This is a genomic window from Calothrix anomala FACHB-343 (assembly GCF_014696435.1).
GTDB lineage: Bacteria > Cyanobacteriota > Cyanobacteriia > Cyanobacteriales > Nostocaceae > Aulosira > Aulosira anomala_A.
Window position 1 is genome coordinate 154,171 of the sequence record NZ_JACJQG010000010.1, and the last position, 18,405, is coordinate 172,575.

Annotated in this window: 17 protein-coding genes; 12 read left to right on the forward strand and 5 right to left on the reverse strand. The window is 40.9% G+C overall.

Annotation, left to right across the window (positions count from 1 at the left end; genetic code table 11):
* Positions 1 to 84 precede the first annotated feature (84 nt).
* The 3 genes from H6G08_RS08000 to H6G08_RS08010 form a co-directional block, all read right to left on the reverse strand.
* A complete protein-coding gene (locus H6G08_RS08000) occupies positions 85 to 969 on the reverse strand; it encodes an acetaldehyde dehydrogenase (acetylating) (protein WP_190540276.1) in 885 nt (294 codons plus the stop codon).
* 12 nt (positions 970 to 981) lie between these two features.
* Positions 982 to 2,991, reverse strand: coding sequence for a carbamoyltransferase family protein (locus H6G08_RS08005; RefSeq protein WP_190540277.1), 2,010 nt, complete (start codon positions 2,989 to 2,991; stop codon positions 982 to 984).
* Positions 2,992 to 3,313: 322 nt separating this feature from the next.
* The gene (locus H6G08_RS08010; protein WP_190540278.1) at positions 3,314 to 3,715 is read right to left on the reverse strand and encodes a hypothetical protein; all 402 of its coding nucleotides are present in this window, start codon (positions 3,713 to 3,715) and stop codon (positions 3,314 to 3,316) included.
* Between the two features lie 558 nt (positions 3,716 to 4,273).
* On the opposite strand from H6G08_RS08010, the gene H6G08_RS08015 reads away from it, so the two are divergent.
* The 7 genes from H6G08_RS08015 (at position 4,274) to H6G08_RS08045 (ending at position 10,937) form a co-directional block, all read left to right on the forward strand.
* The gene (locus H6G08_RS08015) at positions 4,274 to 5,044 is read left to right on the forward strand and encodes a phytanoyl-CoA dioxygenase family protein (RefSeq protein ID WP_190540280.1); all 771 of its coding nucleotides are present in this window, start codon (positions 4,274 to 4,276) and stop codon (positions 5,042 to 5,044) included.
* 42 nt (positions 5,045 to 5,086) lie between these two features.
* The gene (locus H6G08_RS08020) at positions 5,087 to 6,130 is read left to right on the forward strand and encodes a hypothetical protein (RefSeq protein WP_206758294.1); all 1,044 of its coding nucleotides are present in this window, start codon (positions 5,087 to 5,089) and stop codon (positions 6,128 to 6,130) included.
* Between the two features lie 5 nt (positions 6,131 to 6,135).
* Entirely contained in the window at positions 6,136 to 7,350 is a 1,215-nt protein-coding gene (locus H6G08_RS08025; protein WP_190540284.1) for a glycosyltransferase family 4 protein, read from the forward strand.
* A 66-nt stretch (positions 7,351 to 7,416) separates the two neighbouring features.
* Positions 7,417 to 8,334 carry a cupin-like domain-containing protein gene (locus H6G08_RS38505; RefSeq protein ID WP_190540286.1) on the forward strand — a complete coding sequence of 306 codons (918 nt, stop codon included), beginning with the start codon at positions 7,417 to 7,419 and terminating at the stop codon, positions 8,332 to 8,334.
* The gene (locus tag H6G08_RS08035) at positions 8,312 to 9,547 is read left to right on the forward strand and encodes an 8-amino-7-oxononanoate synthase family protein (protein WP_190540288.1); all 1,236 of its coding nucleotides are present in this window, start codon (positions 8,312 to 8,314) and stop codon (positions 9,545 to 9,547) included. The genes H6G08_RS38505 and H6G08_RS08035 overlap by 23 nt, the downstream gene beginning before the upstream one ends.
* Entirely contained in the window at positions 9,544 to 10,428 is an 885-nt protein-coding gene (locus tag H6G08_RS08040) for an HpcH/HpaI aldolase/citrate lyase family protein (protein WP_199322425.1), read from the forward strand. Before H6G08_RS08035 ends, H6G08_RS08040 begins: the two co-directional genes overlap by 4 nt.
* Positions 10,425 to 10,937 (forward strand): MaoC family dehydratase, encoded by a 513-nt coding sequence (locus H6G08_RS08045; protein WP_190540290.1) that lies wholly within the window; start codon positions 10,425 to 10,427, stop codon positions 10,935 to 10,937. The genes H6G08_RS08040 and H6G08_RS08045 overlap by 4 nt, the downstream gene beginning before the upstream one ends.
* A gap of 234 nt (positions 10,938 to 11,171) precedes the next feature.
* On the opposite strand, the gene H6G08_RS08050 is transcribed toward H6G08_RS08045, so the two are convergent.
* Positions 11,172 to 11,762: a hypothetical protein gene (locus H6G08_RS08050; protein ID WP_190540292.1), complete on the reverse strand. Its 591-nt coding sequence runs from the start codon at positions 11,760 to 11,762 to the stop codon at positions 11,172 to 11,174.
* Positions 11,763 to 12,067: 305 nt separating this feature from the next.
* On the opposite strand from H6G08_RS08050, the gene H6G08_RS08055 reads away from it, so the two are divergent.
* The 5 genes from H6G08_RS08055 to H6G08_RS08075 all read left to right on the forward strand — a co-directional run bounded on the left by H6G08_RS08055 (position 12,068) and on the right by H6G08_RS08075 (position 18,048).
* Positions 12,068 to 13,009 carry a hypothetical protein gene (locus H6G08_RS08055; RefSeq protein ID WP_190540293.1) on the forward strand — a complete coding sequence of 314 codons (942 nt, stop codon included), beginning with the start codon at positions 12,068 to 12,070 and terminating at the stop codon, positions 13,007 to 13,009.
* A gap of 20 nt (positions 13,010 to 13,029) precedes the next feature.
* On the forward strand, positions 13,030 to 13,830 hold the full coding sequence (locus H6G08_RS08060; protein WP_190540295.1) for a hypothetical protein: 801 nt from the start codon (positions 13,030 to 13,032) through the stop codon (positions 13,828 to 13,830).
* 14 nt (positions 13,831 to 13,844) lie between these two features.
* Positions 13,845 to 14,696 carry a hypothetical protein gene (locus tag H6G08_RS08065; protein WP_190540297.1) on the forward strand — a complete coding sequence of 284 codons (852 nt, stop codon included), beginning with the start codon at positions 13,845 to 13,847 and terminating at the stop codon, positions 14,694 to 14,696.
* Between the two features lie 399 nt (positions 14,697 to 15,095).
* On the forward strand, positions 15,096 to 16,070 hold the full coding sequence (locus H6G08_RS08070; RefSeq protein ID WP_190540299.1) for a hypothetical protein: 975 nt from the start codon (positions 15,096 to 15,098) through the stop codon (positions 16,068 to 16,070).
* Positions 16,060 to 18,048, forward strand: a complete 1,989-nt coding sequence (locus tag H6G08_RS08075) for a RecQ family ATP-dependent DNA helicase (protein WP_190540301.1) — start codon at positions 16,060 to 16,062, stop codon at positions 18,046 to 18,048. The genes H6G08_RS08070 and H6G08_RS08075 overlap by 11 nt, the downstream gene beginning before the upstream one ends.
* Positions 18,049 to 18,155: 107 nt before the next feature.
* On the opposite strand, the gene H6G08_RS08080 is transcribed toward H6G08_RS08075, so the two are convergent.
* The coding region (locus tag H6G08_RS08080; protein ID WP_190540303.1) for a Zn-binding domain-containing protein at positions 18,156 to 18,405 on the reverse strand (250 nt) is incomplete at its 5' end.

The window sequence follows — 18,405 nt, forward strand, 5'->3', positions numbered from 1 at the left end:
CATTTTACGACAAGAATTAGGGATTTTTAGAATAGTGGGATAGGTTAATTTTTCAAAAATTGGGATGCTCCCTTCGAAATAGTGTTATTGACATGATGCAGCCGCCCTGGTCGCGTAACGTTCAGCAACCATGATGGCAGCAGCATTGATAATGTCCAAATTGCCTGCATAAGATGGCAGATAGTCACCTCGTCCCTGAACCTCGACTGCAACAAAAACCTGTCCGCTTTTAAACACCTCACAAGCGGTTATATGGTAGCCCGGAACAAAGGTAACAACTTGTGCTGCGGCTTTTCTAACGGCTGCCTTCACAGTAGTTGGGTCGGCTTCGTCTGTCATCATAGAAATAGCAACTCGAAATATCGGTGGCGGCTTTGCTGGACTAAGATTAACAATTGCCTTAACCTGCGATGCTTTTGAAAAAGTAGAGATCGCTATCTCTGTGATCTCAATATACTCATCTAAGTTGAGTCGGGTGCCACGACCAACACTTGGACTCGCTGCGGTGGTTACTACCTCAATATAAGGAATGGATGGAAATAAACCCGAAAGTGCGTTAACTATAGGTACACTAGCCTGACCTCCACAGCTGATTAGACTGATGTTAGCATGATTCAATATTTCATCGCCATTTATGCTTGGCGCAATCATGTGGCCGCTCCGACTAGGAGTCAGATTAATCATCACCTTACCCAATGGCTTAAGCTGGTTCCAGTGTTCCTGGTGGGAATGGGCATCTGTAGCATCAAAAACCAGGTCAAAGGTATGAGACTGATCAACCAGTGCAGCAATACCACCATCGGTAATTGAATATCCCATTTTAAGGGCTCGTCTAAGTCCAGCTGAGACTTGATTGCGACCCACAACCAGAACGCATTGGAGATGGAGCGATCGCTGGATTTTTATCAGAAGGTCAGTACCAATATAACCAGCGCCAAGAATCGCTACCCTGAGAGGCTGAGATTTCATAATTGTTCCTCTTTAGGATTTTGCTGCATCAGAAACAATCAGTACTAGCCGCTGCTGCACGAGCTCCTGAAAGCGCGAGATTGCATCCATTCGTGCTTGCCCAACGAGTCCATGCTGATTCAGTAAAAGGTGAAGGGGTTGGTGTCCGTCTGCATCAGCAAGCAACTTGAAGAGAGATTGTGAAATTTCTACTGCTTGACTACCCTGAGCTTGGCAAATTAAGAAGAAGCTTAATTTAGAACTGTTACCGCTTGCCTGTAGGTGTACCTGCGGACCCAGAGTAAAATGCATTGTTTCAAAACGTTGTTTAGTAATTGAAAGGGGACAGAGCAATTGATCGCCCAGAACCAAAGCATCCATTTTGGTTGAGAGGAGCATGATAATGGCTTGTTCTGGTGTTTCAACAATTGGTTCACCACGTACATTCATACTGGTATTAACTAGAACAGGAACTCCAGTTATCTGAGCAAAGACTGTCAGAAGAGTATGCAGGTCTGGGGTCCGTTTGCGATCCACAGTTTGTACCCGCGCTGTTCCATCTTCATGAGTCACCGCCTGCAACCGATTTCTCCATTCATCTCGTACCTTGACGACGCGCAGCATATAGGGGCTTTCAGGATCGGAACCCATCTGAAAATAAGTTTCAGCTGCTTCAGCAAGCACAAGAGGAGCGTAGGGTCGAAACTCTTCCCTGTACTTAATTGCATGATTTAGGTGACGCCAAGTCTCCCGTTCAAAGGGCGAAGCAAGAATCGAGCGATGCCCTAGAGCACGAGGTCCAAATTCAGATCCGCCATAGAACCAACCCACAACCTGACCAGCAACAAGACGTTTAGCAACCTCCACGAAGTCTGCTGATGCAACATCTAGACGAGTGCAATAAGCATTAATAGCGACTGAAATTTCTGCTGGGCTATACGAACGACCAAGAAAGTCGTGTTCCAGTAAGGCACCTTTTGTACACCCGGATGAGAAGTAGTGAGCTGCTGCTGCTGCTCCAATACAAATACCAGCATCATTACTGGCAGGCATAATGTAAAAAGCTTCTACTCCAGACTGCTCAAGAATCTTTTGATTAGCAACGCTATTTAGAGCGACCCCACCTGAGTAAGCAAGCTGCCGATTACCAGTCGAATTAATTGCTTGGCGGGCACGCTCTACAAGAGCGATTTCTAAATCACGCTGAATCCGGGCAGCAAGATTACTATAAACTATCGGTGTCTGACGGGAGTTTGCCTTGCATAAGCCAACCTTCCAAGATACTCCAAATTGGAGTCGTCCTGTGTCATCACGTGTTAAGAGAGAAGGACTAAACAGAGCGGCTTTACCATAAGGCGCAAGACCCATGAGTTTCCCACCTTCCTGCCAATCTCCAAAGATATATTGGGAAACAGCGGCATAGGTCTCGCCTAATGAAGAACTGCCGCACATGGGATGAAAAGAACGTGCAACATTCCGTGACACGAGCCGATAGCTATGTTTGTTGAACTCATAGACTGACTCAGCGTGATAAGGAGGACGTGGAACCGGAACTGGTCGTTCAATGTAATAGGCTAGCTCCATCCCATCCAAAATCAGGTCGTCTGCACCAATCACAGTGCCACCAGAGCCGTCAATCACCATCACCGTAGCACTATCAAACGGTGAGCAGTAAAATGCTGCAAATGCATGGGCGAGATGATGTGATACGTAGACTGACTTAGGTCCTAGCGGATCGAACAAATCAAACTCTTCGTCGGCAAGAGGAAATCCAAGACCAACCTGACCAGGTAGCAAATTCTGAATGTTGAATGCAAACAGGTTAACGTCATCGGCTGAAATACCTACTGCGTCGAGACAGTAGTCTACTGCCTGCCGTGTACTGAGATAGGGACGTCCATCGTGCTTAATCCGTGTTAATCTTTCGAGTTGCACCGCGACTTCGATACGCCCGTTTATAAATACACAAGCTGATGCATCGTGACTGCAAGAGATGCCAACAATGATCTGGGAATCTTCTTTCGTAGACTGAGTGAGCGACATAAGAAGAATTAAAGGGCGATTGAAGAACTTAAACAGGCAAGTTATTGAAGAATCGATAACATTTAGTCTTTAGAAACTAACTGTAAACGTTATTCAATCAAAAGTTGCACATCGCATGATCGTTGTAAAAAGTTGGCATTGCACATTAGCGGGATTACTTCAGGCGTTGCATCATCAAAGGATGAACTGCCTTGCTGAGAGGTGAGCGAGACGGATTGCTTCGCGAATCTAAAGAACACACGAGCCGATGAATTCCAGGCTTGGGAACTGGAGTGGGATGCTCACGTTCTGAAATATCCCTTGATTGTGCAACGCCAAAAATTTAACTAAAAACTAAGCGTACTCCAAGGAGTGAAAATAACCCTGCAAGCCTTGCTTCTACTTGATCGTCTGTATAGTTAGCGTAAGATGCCCTACGTTCATTAATTCGGGATATTTCTCTTTCAAGGGGTATAATGTCTCCCTTGTCAGACGCAACATCTATCAACAAGTCATCTACTCCAATATCACTTAGATATTTAACATCAATGAGTTTTTCTATTGGAATACCCTTTATTTCATGCCCATAGAAGCCCATAGCGCATAAAAGACTTTCACTAACAGCCAAAAAAATTGATTCCTGCGCTTCTTGACCAGATTTCATGGAAAAAGATTCTGCACCATTCCTAGAGATACGAAGCCACTTATCACGTGAAATATTGAGCGACTGTAGCTCTTTTGGCATAGGACAACTCCATTTATATTATTGATGAAAATTTTTTCAGAGGTCATTTATAAAGTAAAAATAAAATTCTTGTAGGGTGTGTTATGGCTAAAATAGTGCAGAAATATAACTCTTGTGGGACGGGCATCTTGCCCATCCCACAAGAAAGTGATAATGCAACATTTTAGCCTTGCCACGCCACTACTTAAGATTTACTTTATAAATAGTCTCTCAAAGACTATATCAAAACTATGCTTCTATGCTTTTAGTTTAAATTATTTTTTAGGTTTTATGTTAAAAAACTAATATAAATTTTAAGATATTGTAAATAATGAAAATTTTGTTTGTCATAGTATCACAAACTCCGATTGATTACCTATATTTTATAGGGTAATAAAATATGTATTTAATGGAAGTTTTGCATATTGCGTGATAGAGAAGAAATTGCCCTGAAACCTACTATCCTATATACCACAACATATATACTGCCGCACTTATAGCCAATTTCTCACTCTGTATTTCTAAAATATTCCTACAGAATCAATGTTCTTGTTCCACTAATTAATTAAGTAGATTGCCATGTCCTTGTATTCACTTACATCAAGTGAGTTAGAAGCTTACGAAAAAGATGGCTTTTGCGTAGTTGCTGGTCTTTTGTCAGTAGATGAGCTTGAAGTAGTCTACTCTCTACTTGATGAAGCCAAATCTTTAGTTGCCAGAGGTGAGGTTTCTAAAAGTTGGCAAACAGACATAACAGCTTGGGAGCGAGACTCGACTTCTGATTCCTTAATTGTAAGAAAAGTTCCAGCGCCCTTTGATCACTCGGAACGGTTTCGCAGTATTTTCAGTAGTCCAGTATTACTGGACCGGGTTGAGCAACTGATTGGTTCAGAAATTTTTCTACACTCATCGAAACTTATCTTTAAGCCACCTCAGATAGGACGACGTAAGCCTCTACACCAAGACCTAGCTTATTGGGAGGACATGCCAGCTCGGCAAGTCACTGTTTGGTGTGCAATTGATCCTGCAACACCAGAGAATGGTTGCTTGGAAGTGATACCTGGATCTCATAAGCAAGGTTTAATTCCACACGCTGAGTTAGAGGACTGGCAGATCGATGAGCATACTTTAGAGAACCGACCAGTTTGTATACCAATGAATGCAGGCGATGTCATGTTTTTAGATGTTCTAACAATTCACGCCAGTCTCGCGAATCGATCAAATTGTGGGCGCTTAGCAGCAATTGTAAATTACTACTCTGAACCGCGTCGTCCTGATCAGCGCTCTAAATATGGCTCAGAAATTCCTCTCAGGACATGTAGTTTATTGTCTGCAACTACTTCAAATTAACGATCAACAAGAAATCAAAGCTCAACGATTTGAAAAAAGGCTATGCGGTACAATATGCACTTCATATCTCAGCATCTCGATGACGACCTTGAACGTCTAATTCATACGGTTGCGATGACACAGCCAGCCCAAGTGCTTGACTCTCTTCTTACAGCCATTGAAGGATGTGATCCTGGGCTACGGTACAAGGGTGTTCTTACAGCAGCTCTCTCCTTTCAGACATGCGTCTTAGATACAATGCGTCGTGGTCAGCTAACCCGCGAGGCTCTGAATCAAATTCTACAGGAAGGGATAGGTACTAATACAGACTCCAGTACAAATTTAAACTGCATTTTTGATCGTGCAATCCTTCTTTTTGGAATCCGTAGGTCAGGAAACCATGCGCTCATTGAGTGGTTGAAAGGACATTTTGATCCAAATGCAGTTCTTTTTCTAAATAGTGCTGAACCATCACTCTTTCGCACAACAGCAAGCGAACTGAGTGTTGATGCTTGTACCTATGGAGCAGTTCCAATCCGAGAACACCAAACTTGCCTCATTGTGTCCTATGAGAACTGTGACCCACGCCTTTATCCGCTGGTATATAATTCCGGTATTGCAAGTAGAACTGACGCACTGCTTCTGCTGAGGGACTTTCCAAACACTGCGGCTTCGATTGCGCGAGCAGCACATGACCAACCTGCATTTGGCTATCGCTATCGCATCCGCGACTTTCCCGCTCTATGGTGTATCTATGCCAAATTTATTTTGGATGGGGCACCGAATTTTCATCCAGTTCTCTATAACGATTGGTTTAAGAGCATCGACAAACGATTTCAGTTAGAAACCACCTTGAAACTTCGGCGATCAGATGCAGGACTTAACCGAGTTAGTCATTTTGGGCAAGGCAGCTCTTTTGATGCAGTTACTTACGACGGAAACGCCCAAGATATGGACGTCTTGAATCGGTGGGCAACAATGCTTGAAGACCCGCTGTTTCAATTTCTACTACTAGCAGAAGAGGAAGCTTTACCCTTGAACGATATATTGTTTGGCGGTTTTGACCGAAGTTATTCAGATATCTTGGCTATTTGGCAAAAGCGTTAACAACTATGAATGTTCTTCATGTTATTCGCCGAGTTACGAATGGTGGAGCTAGTCTTGGTATGCTTCGCCAATGTATTGATGGTCCTGAAGGGGTTTGCCAGAAAGTTGTTTCGCTTTGCGAACCAGATTTAAAAGCACTGTCTCGATTTGTTTCAGCAAACGTAGAGGTGATTTGGAAACGGGAAGACATTCCATCAGCCGTGCTTGCATCCGATATCGTACAGGTTGAATGGTGGAACAATCCAGAAGTTAACGCATTCCTGGTGCAAACTGATCTTCCTCCCTGCCGCATTCAAATGCACGCACGCGGACATTTTAGTGCTCCTTGGATGTGCCCAACTGTGTCCCTGCTATCGCGAGTAGATCTTTGCAGTGTCACAACTCCAAGTGCAGCAAAAAACCCCACTTTTGCAAGAGCGTGCAAGCAGGCTGCTTTGCCTTATCCTCCCTGTATTTTCTCAGCAGCTCCGTTGTTATCACTACCACTTGAAACAAGTCAATCCAAAATGAAATTTGGTATTACGTTCGGGTATCTTGGTACAGTTGAGCCAATCAAAATGCATAGTGCTGCTATGAAAATGGCAGCCGAGATTCTAAAAGCAATTCCAACTGCACGCTTTCGTTTTGCTGGGGAAGGTTCTTTGGATTATTATCGTGAAGAGTGCCAAGCACTAGGCATAGCGAACCAAGTAGAATTCGATGGCTTCGTTGATAGTCCAGCTAGCTTTCTTTCTGAATTAGATATATTTTTTTACCCGCTCAATCCTTTTACTTATGCAACGAGCGAGAAAGCCTTACAAGAGGCAATGGGCATGGGCTTACCGTGCGTCGTGTTTCCGTATGGAGGTATCCAAGATCTTGTAACTCCGCACTGCGCTGCCATTGCCTCAATCGAGTCTGACTTTGTAGCTGCCTGCATAGCGTTAGGGTTAGATGCAGATCGACGTGCCAAAATTGCTGCGGCTGCAGTACAGCGCATTCACACTTTCGCTTATATCAGTGATTGGCGAACGCACCTGTACAACACCTGGACTGACCTTATGGGGCATAAAAAGTCTACACGGAATGCGTTGTCTGTTGCGGATTCCGATCTCTTTACCCATTGTACTAATACATCAGCTATCAATCGTGATGCACTTGAACCTGCACTGCAAGCTGACTTTGATAGAGTTGCTGCTTTTGTTGAGGAAGGCTATGCGGAATGGATTGAGACAAAGTAGGTGTCACTGACTATGACGAAGAAATAACAGAATTAATGATTATCAAGGAACAATAGGAATCAAGAGGTGGAATCGTTAGAAGTGCTTAATCTTGAAACTAAAGAGGTGCCACGAATATCTCGTACGGCTTTTCTTGAACTAACACCAGCTACGATAATGAAGTTTGATCGGCCCATCGTTGTGGACTTTCTTGAACCTCCTGAACCAGGTACTATTACTAATCTAATTCGTTCAGAGATTGGTGATCTTCCAGCAGCTCTGTTTAAGAAATCGCGTGATCCAGAGGCACCTGGGCGATCACAGGTTACAAAAATTCCACTTAACAGCTTCTTCAAAACACCTCTTTATAGTTCATCTTCTCACAAAACTATCTACCGGATTGTTACTAATATAAAGTACCAAACTGAATTGATTGATCGAATTATTGGTATGAAAGCAAATCAGTTATTTCCATATCAGCAAAGGGGTAACTCTGCTAATCTTTGGATCAATTACGAGGGGCAATTTGGTCGTGCACATTTTGATGAACTCGAGAATTTTAATTTGCAACTGGAAGGTACAAAGCGTTTTGTCTGCTTACCACCTGGGCGAAGCAACTTTTATATTCGTTCTTTCTGGCGTGGTTTTGGTCATCATTCCCAAGCGGTTAATTTCGATGCAGTTGATGAAGCTCGCTTTCCAAAACTTATGAAAGAACTAAGTGCCCGTCGAGAGATTATTCTTCGACCCGGACAGTTACTTTATATCCCTTTAGGCTGGTGGCATCAGGTTGAGCCTTTGGGAGAAATTAACATCAATTTAAATTTTTGGCTTCATAGTTGGAAAGCCCTGCGTCGTCCCTATGTTTTTATTGATGGAGTTTATAAGGTGGTGCTCCGGCAATTACTTGGTCTTTACGATTATCAGCCGGAGCAGAGGCATCAAGTTCCAACCTTCAAGACAACTTTAGAGGGCAATACTAATGATAGAGAAGCTCAAAGTTAAGCCCACCAATCGCTACCGCAATAACGCAAAAGCGATCGGTATCGGCAATACCTTTTGGGACAATTCTGAGCATCATGGACTTGCTGGTATTGTTGCGGATCTTCAGCGGGGTCGCCTGTATACTCAGGAAGGACACAGCTTTGTTAATTTCAGCTGCTGTTCCTATCTTGATCTCGACTCACATATTCAAGTTATTGAAGGCGCAATTACAGCATTACGTAAGTTTGGAGTGCTCGATCATTGTATTCCAAGAACTCGAGTTCAAATTCCGGCTCTCCTTGAATTAGAAGCATCTTTGAGTGAACTGTTCGAGGCACAAGTAGTCAGTGCAATCTCAGCTAGCGTTGCGACCAGTGGCATCCTTCCGTTAATTGCATCTGGGCATTTGACGGATGATGAGCGACCATTAATGATTTTTGACAAGAACTGCCATGTTTCAATGCAGCAGGTAAAACCAATTTGTGCCGATGAGACAGAGATTGTGACCTGTTCTCACCATGATCTGGATTTCATAGAAGATCAGTGCAAGCTTTATGAACGTGTTTGCTATATCTGTGATGGTAGCGACAGTTTAGGGGGGTATGCGCCAGTTAAGGAGTTAACGCAGCTTCAAGAGTGTTATGGTCTTTATATTTACTACGATGATTCTCATTCAATTTCAGCCTATGGTAAAAGAGGCGTTGGCTATGTCCGATCGCATATTGATTGCCTCAATGACCATACAATTATTACCGCCACCCTAAATAAGGCGTTTGGAGCCAGTGGCGCAGCCATTCTGCTTGGTGATCGTTCCCGCGAAACCTTGCGCATTATCGAGCGATTTGCTGGTGCAATCAGCTATTCACAGCCGATGAATATAGCTGCGATCGGTGCTTGCCTTGCTTCAGCCGACATTCACCGTACCAAAGAACTGCATACTTTGCAGTACAAGCTTCAGAGTAAGATCGCCTTGTTTGACAGTTTGGTGCCTACTGCACAGGCAGGGTCTACCTTTCCCATTCGGTTAGTTCCAGCTGCAGACAGCGAAGTGATTACGCTAGGGAAACTTCTCTTTGAAGCGGGCTATTATGTTTCCCCAGTATTCTTTCCGATTGTTGCTCGCGGTACTGCAGGTTTAAGGGTGATGATGCGAACCGGGCAAACAGATGACGATATTCGAGGTCTCGCGCAAGTCATCATTAACAATCGCCTCTTATCGGAGGTTGCAAAATGATGGCATTATCTGTGACTGGTCGCGCCATTCCCCGCAGCGTACTCTACACGCCTGCTCTCGATCCTCAGCGTCTAGCCAAGGCACTCCAATACGACAGCGATCTTCACCTGATCGATCTAGAAGACTCAGTGCCTCGAATGAAAAAAGAATACGCACGTAGTTTGTGTAGGAATGCGTTGATGGCTGCTCCTGTTCCACAACTGATGGCGGTGCGTATCAACCCCATACATAGTGCAGAGGTCTATCGGGATTTAGTCATGCTGCTGGATGCGCCAATACGTCCGGGCTTTCTCTTCATGACAATGGTTGAAACTGAGTCTGAGGTTGATTGTCTGCGGCGATCACTTGCAGAGGTCAATTGGCAACCGCAGATTTATGCTACTATTGAGACCGTAGCTGCGATTCAGAATATCGCTACGCTAGTCACAAAACTGGATGGTATAATTCTTGGCTCAGCTGATTTAGCAGCTACACTGGGTGTACCAATCTCTCAAAGTGCTCTAAGGTCAGCACGCCAAGCAATGGCTCTAGCAGCTGCTGGTGCTGGGATCGGCTGTTTAGACACAGGCAACTTTCACCTCGACAAGCCTGAGCTTCTCGAAGCTGAGATTACTGAGGCAAAAGCAATGGGTTTTCATGGAAAGGGTACTGTTCATCCAAAAGAGTTGCCAGCAATTAATGCAGCCTTTCGCCCAGATCAGGAAGAACTTTTTCAAGCAAGACGTATTATCGAAGCCTCTGAAGCCTCAGCAGAAGGTGTTTGTATACTCGATGGCTCCATGATTGGACCTCCTTTCATCCGCAAAGCAAAACAACTACTTGCTGATAACTTAGCTTGGCAGAGCTTCTTTAGAAGAACTACAACGGAGACGAGGAGATGACTCTGATTCGTACTGGCGAGAATGAATATACTGAACGTCACGGCGGAGACTACGAAGATTTTGAGCCGGGAATGGTAATTAACCATTGGCCGGGTCGAACATTAACAGAAAGTGATAATACTTGGTTAACTTTGCTGTTGATGAATCAACATCCACTGCACTTTGACCAGACATATGCGGCTCAAACTACTTATGGTCGAGTGTTGGTTAACAGTTCCATTACCTTAGCCTTAGTTGGCGGCATGACTGTACAGGCGCTATCTGCTCGCGCAATTGCTAATCTAGGTTGGGACAAAGTGCGACTTTCAGCACCAGTATTTGTTGGTGATACACTATATGCCCGCAGTCGTATCTTGTCGAAGCGCTTATCTCGGTCTCGTCCTGGTCAGGGAATTATCACTGTCGAGACAACTGGATTAAAAGCAGATGGGGATGTTGTTATAGTTTTTGAGAGAGCTTTTCTAGTACATTGTCGCGATAAATCTGTATCAGAGTGTAATAAAGAGTAAGGATTAACAGTCTACTCACTTCAGATCCTACTCATATCCTTGAATGACTTCATTACTGGCGTTGCTGAATCACAATTCATATTGTGATTCAGCAACGCCCTTTTGGAAGTAAGGGATTGATGTGATAGTTCCTGGTATGATAAAATTCTCTTTAAATTAATCTCGTTGGTCTTAAAAGGGTTTGCACTCAACAGTTAGATCCTTGACTTACCTATTTCAGTCAGCGCAAATAATTCAGGCTGCTTGTTTGTCCCAAGCTTTTGATGATTTGGAGATAGCAGCCAAAGCATAGCCCAAGGTGTGCTTGTGAATTTTGGGCATTTTGTGAAACGACATATCTTGACCCCAATCTTGGACTGACTTGGTGCCAATATGTAATACTTGCGTGAGAGTTTTGACACAAGTTGCGCGAAAATTGGCGTGGGAAACAGTTTGCAGTATTTGCTGTTCAGTTAACCCTTTAAGGAGTATTTTTTCTAGAAAGGTTTGAGCATTTACTTCCGGTGCGTTGTATTCTCCTGTCAAGATGCTCTTTAGCTGGTTTGGTATGATTTCGGCCGCGTGAATGTAAGCAAGTGAAATTTTGCAGTAGTTGGGTATTCCGTCAAAGTTGAGATCGCTTCCCCACTTACGGACTGTCGGTCTTTGCACACCTAAGACTGCACATAGTACAGTGATACATTTTTTGCGGTATTGCGAATCTGTTTCTTCTTCAAGAAGTTCTGGGGGGCTGAGTTCGGCTATACCGAAGCAGTAGCGTAGAAATTGTCTGGGTTCTAATCCTTGCTTTGGTAGTATTTCTACCACTTTGTAGTTCTTTTGCATCTTTATTAGCTCTTACAGGATTTTTACCGAGTTAGCTTGATTTATCTCAAGCCCTTGTTTTGTGCTTTTTAGGTAAAGTTTACCGATTCGCAAAGTTAGTGATGTATTAACTTAATATTATTTAATATTTAGTGATGCACTAATTTAACCTAGTGCATCACTAAATTCAAAGGGTTTATTGAGGGCAAGTCATTTAGTTGTTGTAGTGATATGGGTTTTGATATAAAAGTTAATATTTGTAACTAAACACCCTGTTGTTTCTATAAACTGAAGAGAAACCTAAATAAACCAAGTTCAAAAAACGTGTGTCAAATCAGCGCGAACGCTTTTCTGGAGGGGATACTGACCGGGTATCCTTTACCCTTGCACCCGGTGTGCGGCAAAAGGTAGATGATGTACTGCCGATATTGGGTGGCACTTTAGCAAAAACTCTAAGGCGTTTAGTTGATTTGGGTTTGGATTTAGTTGACCTAGCTCAAAAAAGTGGTAAACCAGTTCCTCAACCGGGTAATTTGGAGCAGATGTTTTCGGGCTATACCTCTTTGGGTATAGAACTAATATTTGCGTGCGAATCCTTGGGTTTACCAGTACCTGAAGTGGGTCAGGTGGGAGTTTGGTTTGTAGATCATCTCTCCCTTGGTTTGGGTGATATTGAGGGGATTAAGAAAGATAATGATTTTCGGGCATCACGTATATTTCGTTTAAGTCGAGAAATTCAGAAGTTTTTTCAGCAGCAGCTTAATGTACTATCAGAAGATGAGTATGCTGCATTTTTGAGAAATCTGCATCGGGAAGCTATTATTGGGCAAGAGTTTGTAGCTGCTTGTCAGACGCTGGGTTTGCAGTTACCAGAGACAGGAAAACTACAGGAATGGTTACAAGATTTGGTGGAGCGATCGCGCAGCCTGTCTACAGTATCGCAATTATCAAATGAGTTATTAGAAGAATGTGAGCGATTGGGGATAGATCCGCCAAAACCTGGTGAGGTTGGAGCGTGGCTACAAAATACCCGCCCTGCGGTATTTGAGGAGCCACTGCACGAACATAGGTTACCTTTTACAGATGATGGTTTGCCTTTAGGGGGGTCACAACCGTTTTTGGAGCATTTACTGACACTAAATGCACCGCCAACTGAAGATGAGGAGTATGACATTGCTCATAGGTTTGGTGTAGACCCAGCGCATCTGAAGGAACTCATATCCCGTATGAGATTTGACAGGAACGGACAGACAAATAATTGTCATTAATAAGCTTCGGGGATAAATGCATGGATGCCATTGAAGATTCCTCAACATTGTGGACTTTATTATCTAGACCTGGATGGGAGATTAAGCCGAACCCAGTAAAGCATTTACTCAAAATTAAAGCTCCTGACTATCAGGAAGCATTAATACTTTATACTAACTATCGAAAATTTCTAGCGACGTGGGCAGCGTCTCTCAACTGTACCTGTGCTTTGATTGGAATTCAGGGGATGCGCGGATCTGCATTTAAAATTCTTGCAGCAACGCCAGCATCGCAGCAGAAGTTATACGAAGACTTAATTTTTGCGAGCTTACAAAAGTCAGTTCGTTTCAAATGTGATGGACTTGCCAGAAGCGATCACTACTTTGAGGATAATATCTACGAATCTCCAGGCTTTTACATTGCCGAAACTTTTTTGTACCCTGAACTCAGACCAATTGTTGATGAAGTATTTTCAAACCCAGACAAGAAACTTGCTCTAACACGAATGTCTGACAATTTTCAATTGATCGTGTCTGCATCAGCAGCACGGGCAATGAGTTCTGACTCACAAGATGTGGTGCGTCGTCGAACCACAGATTTTTGGCACGCTAGAGACTACCAGATTTTCATACAGAAGTTTAAGCAAGATGGTAGCACAGGTTTTGAAATCACTTACCAGGCAACGACAAATCTGCCCAAGACTAATCCTTTAGCAGCGTGGGCACAGTTTACTACGAGCTATAGGTTTTTTGAGATTGATATAGGCGGGTACAGGGAAGTGTACCGTTTGGGCGAAGGTAAGGATATTACACCCATCAGTCGTCCCAAGGTTGTTTCATAATATAGTGAGGTTTTATGGCAGTAAGATTCCTAGAAAATAAGGGCAGTGGCAACATCCTAGAGATTAGTAAAGCTAGGCTTTTAGAACTTACTCCTAATGTTTATCCCCTCACCTGGGAAGCCATTCTTTCAGGTCAAGGTGATAGTGTAGCTATCTTGGGTGCAGGTTTTGCCGAGCGAGAAGTTTTTTTTGGTTTTGAAGGAGTTGACCTAACGCGCTACCAACTTCCGACAATTGACTGTTACGACATTGCTACTAATCCACCAGAAAAGTTTTTAGCTTTACGCAGCCAATACCCAAATTTACAGTTAAATTATTTTTGCGATCGCAATCTAGCAGAACTAGAACTGACAAAACTTTACGCTCCTAATGGCCTACGGCTAGTCTCAGTTCATGGAGTCTTAGATTACTTACAACCACATACAGTTACAAGAACATTACTTGATATTGTGAAAGTACAGCCAGAGGCAATATCGATACGCCTATTTTTAATAGGTAACCCGTGGTCGCGGAATTTTGCAAGTATAGAGCAACTGGCAATGGAATTAAATTCAATTGAAATGGCTATAAGTGGCTTAGTTAAGTCGATTGATTTTGATATATTGTGTCGTACAGGTATTGTGCAATTAAATATTTTAGACAAGGATAAAATTGAACATAATTTATTACCAAGTTACGGTGCATCTCATATAATGCCTGATAAATTAGTTGGTTATTTAATTAGTCAAGGTTATCAGCTTGTTGCGGCTGACGTGTACTCACTTTCAAATCAGGATTTACAAGGTGACGGCTCAAAAAATCATAGTAGTAATAAAAATGTATTTTTAGATAATCCACATGGAATGTTGTTATTCTTTAAAAGATAAAATGCTTATTTGAATCGAGCTAATTAATGAAGATAAACTTGTTGACAATAATAGTTAATAAAATAATGTTATTGCAAAAACTCTATATTGCTCAAAATAAAAGAATGTAACTACATTAACATTGCAGATAATGTAGTGACGAACTGAATCAAAAAATCAAAACTCCTACAAATATAGTATTGCTTTATTCCAAGAAGAGGCATAAAGCAAGACTTTTGCTTACCAACTTAATCTTTGCAGTGGGTGTTATATTTACTAAGTTTGTGGGAACACTAAGAATACGGGTTTTAATACCGTTATAAAAATATAAGCACAATTATTATACACAAACGATACGGCAAGTGCAAAAAATGACCCGTGTAATCAGAAGAAAATTAACTAAAAGGCAAGATATAGAATATGTATTATCCCAATGATATTGAAAAAATTTGTTATGAGCAAAATCATATTGAAAAGGTATGGGATGAAATGAAACAAGTTATCCCGACTTACTTTCAACAATATATTGATACAGAAAGTGGATACTCAATCCCAGAAAGCGAAATTGAAAAGCTCGCTGTTAAATTTGGTTCTACCTGCAAACCAAAAAGTGAGCCAAAAGATACAAAAAAAATTCTGGAAAGGCTTTTGAAAGAATCAATCAAGGATTATGAAAAAGACCGCCAACGTTATCAAGATATTCTTGATTTAGAATCATTGGCAGAATACAAAATCGATGTAAGTGCCTTCAAGAATACAATTTTAAGAAATCAAATTCCGATTATTAATAAAACACTGAAAAATATACATGCAAAGGAACTTGACAAGTTCCGTGCTGCATTTAATACTACACAACCGGGAGACTTGTTTAAAGTAATTTATAACATTGTTCAATTAGCAAATGAATGGCATAATGAGTGGTATAAAGAAAAAGAATTTGAAGAAATTGATACCTGCGATGGCTTGGAATATTATGAGTTAGATAAAGAAGCCTACATAGCATATGGAGTAATTGGCGGGGGAATTAAAAGTCATTTCATTTACAAGCTTTTTCCTGAAATGTATCCAAATAGAAGCAGAGAAGCTGTTTGGGCATTATATTATTTAAGCAGTAAGAAAAAGTTTGGTTGTAAAGAAGACTCTCAGTTTCTTATGATCAATGCGAGAGAAGGAACAACTCAGCAAAATTATTTTTATCCATATGCCTTGTTTTCATTTTACGCTATTAGAATTTATCGGCAACTAAAAGAGCTTTATGCAAAGCATGGAGTAAGCTTACCTATTGAATATAGATTTGTTCTAGTGGATAGCTTTCTCTCATTTGTCGCAAGAACTCATCAGTCTGAAATTGACGATTTAAAGAAGAAAGCAGAAAGCTATCATTATGAATACTAAAGCAAAAGAAGTTTTTGAAAAAGAGTTTCCTGCTTTAGCAGGTGTGTTTTCTTTAAAACCATTTCAAGAGAAAGTAATTAACCATCTTATAGAGAATGGTTCAACATTAGCAGTAATGCCGACAGGTGGTGGAAAATCCCTCATTTATTGGGTTACTGCAAAAGCACTAAAAGGAACTTGTTTAGTTATTTCACCATTGATAGCACTTATTGACGAACAGGCAGAAAAACTTGAAAAAGAAGGTTTTGAAGTCTTAGCTATTCACAGTGGTATGGGAGCTTCAGAACAAATGAAGCAATTAAAAAAATTTGCTCAAGGTGAATCTAAACCTGATTTCATTTTTGCTAGTCCAGAAAGGATGGCGACAGACGGATTTTTTGAATACTGTATTTCATTGCAGATAAATAAAATCAAATTAGTCGTTATTGATGAAGTCCATTGTATAAGCCAATGGGGATTTGATTTCCGACCATTTTACAAGCATATACCAACTTTTCTTAATTCAGTCTTTTCAGATAAATGGCCAACAATTTTAGGTTTGACAGCCACAATAAATCCAAAAGAGCTTATCGATATTACTACTGATTTTAAAATTAAAAAAAGTTCTATCATCAAAGATGATGTATTGTTAAGATTTGATATTGATTTGAAAGTTGAGAAGCTATCAAACGAAGAAGAAAAGAAAGCTCGTCTTTGGCAAATAATAGATAACCACACCAACGAGAAAGTATTGGTTTATTTATATCGTAAATACCACAAAGGTGGTGTGGAAGATTTGTGTGAAACTGCAAATCAAAAGGGACTAAAGGCATTATCATTTCATGGAGATATGAGTAGCTCCGAACGGCAAAGTGTTCTAAACGAATTTAGAGATGGTTCAATTAATTTAGTTTTTGCAACAAATGCCTTTGGAATGGGTATTGATATTCCCAATATTCGAGTTGTAATTCATTTTATGATACCCGAATCTATTGAGCAATATTATCAAGAAATTGGACGCTCAGGAAGAGACAAAAATGGTGCTATTTCCTATATGCTTTATTCTAATAAAAATGTTCAGGTAAGAAAAACACACTTTATCGACAAATCATTTCCTCAAGGGGATCAAATCAAAGAATTGTTCAAAAAGGCAACTAACAATGAAGTTGGTAAAAAGACTTTGCAATATTTTGCAGAAGAAGAATTACAATCGGCTCTACCTTATTTTTTGAATTGCGGTGCAATTACGATAGAAGGCAAAGGCTTTACAGGCTTAAAAGTTTTCAAAACTAACTCAAACCCTATGTTGAAGTCAATAATTGAATCTTCAAGAACGGGAATGGTTGTTCCTGTATTGTTAAAACCCGAATTTTCAAAACTTACTTGTCGAGAATTTTTTAACATAACCTATAAAGCATTAGTTGATAATGAGGCAAAATTAGCTAAAAATCTTGACAAATGCTTAATTATTGAAGCAACAGAAGAATATCTTACTGATGAGCAAATTGAAACAATTAGTAATGAAACTGCAAGTAAAAGAGAGTATAAACATAATCTATTAGATTATCTCGTTTATCTCCTTGATAACTTTGACAGTTCAATTTCAATGCACCAAGATATTGGAAGATATTTAGGTGTAAGTAAACATTCACTAAATAAGATACATCAAACTGAAAATGGGATTTGGGTTCGTTCAAAATCAGAAGTGATAATTGCAAATATTCTTTATCGTTCAAATATTGATTTTCAATATGAAGAAAAACTTTTTTATAATGAAACTCAATGGAAAGAACCTGACTTTACAATAAGACATAATAACAATGTTTGGTATTGGGAACACCTTGGGCTTTTGGGTAACGAGCAATATAACGAAAATTGGCAGGAGAAAAAGCAAATTTACAAAAAACTTGGAGTACTTGACAAAGTATTAACGACAAAAGAAAGTACGGTTTTGAGCAATCAAGTGAATGAGTTAATTAAAAAAATTAAAATGTCATAATAACAAAACCTAGAATTATATTTGGTAAATTTCTATATTTAGAAATGGTGGATTATGTGGTAAAACTAAATTTGTTTTTTGTCAAATCATATTAGTGGAATAGCTCTTTAGGTGTTCTGCGTTGCTTGGCTTATCGCATCCAACAAAAACAAACCTAAATCTTTATGCAGTGCTTCATTATGCTGCGGACAACCAGTTGAATGTAGACACCTTGGACAACCAGCTTCACAATCACATTCAGCTGCTAGCGCATATGCTTTAGCAGCGAAATTGGTCAAGTCAGAAAAGATAGCTTCTGCTGCTCCATTACCACCTTCACAAGTGTCAAAAAAGTAGCCAATTGTTCTAGTTTCTTTT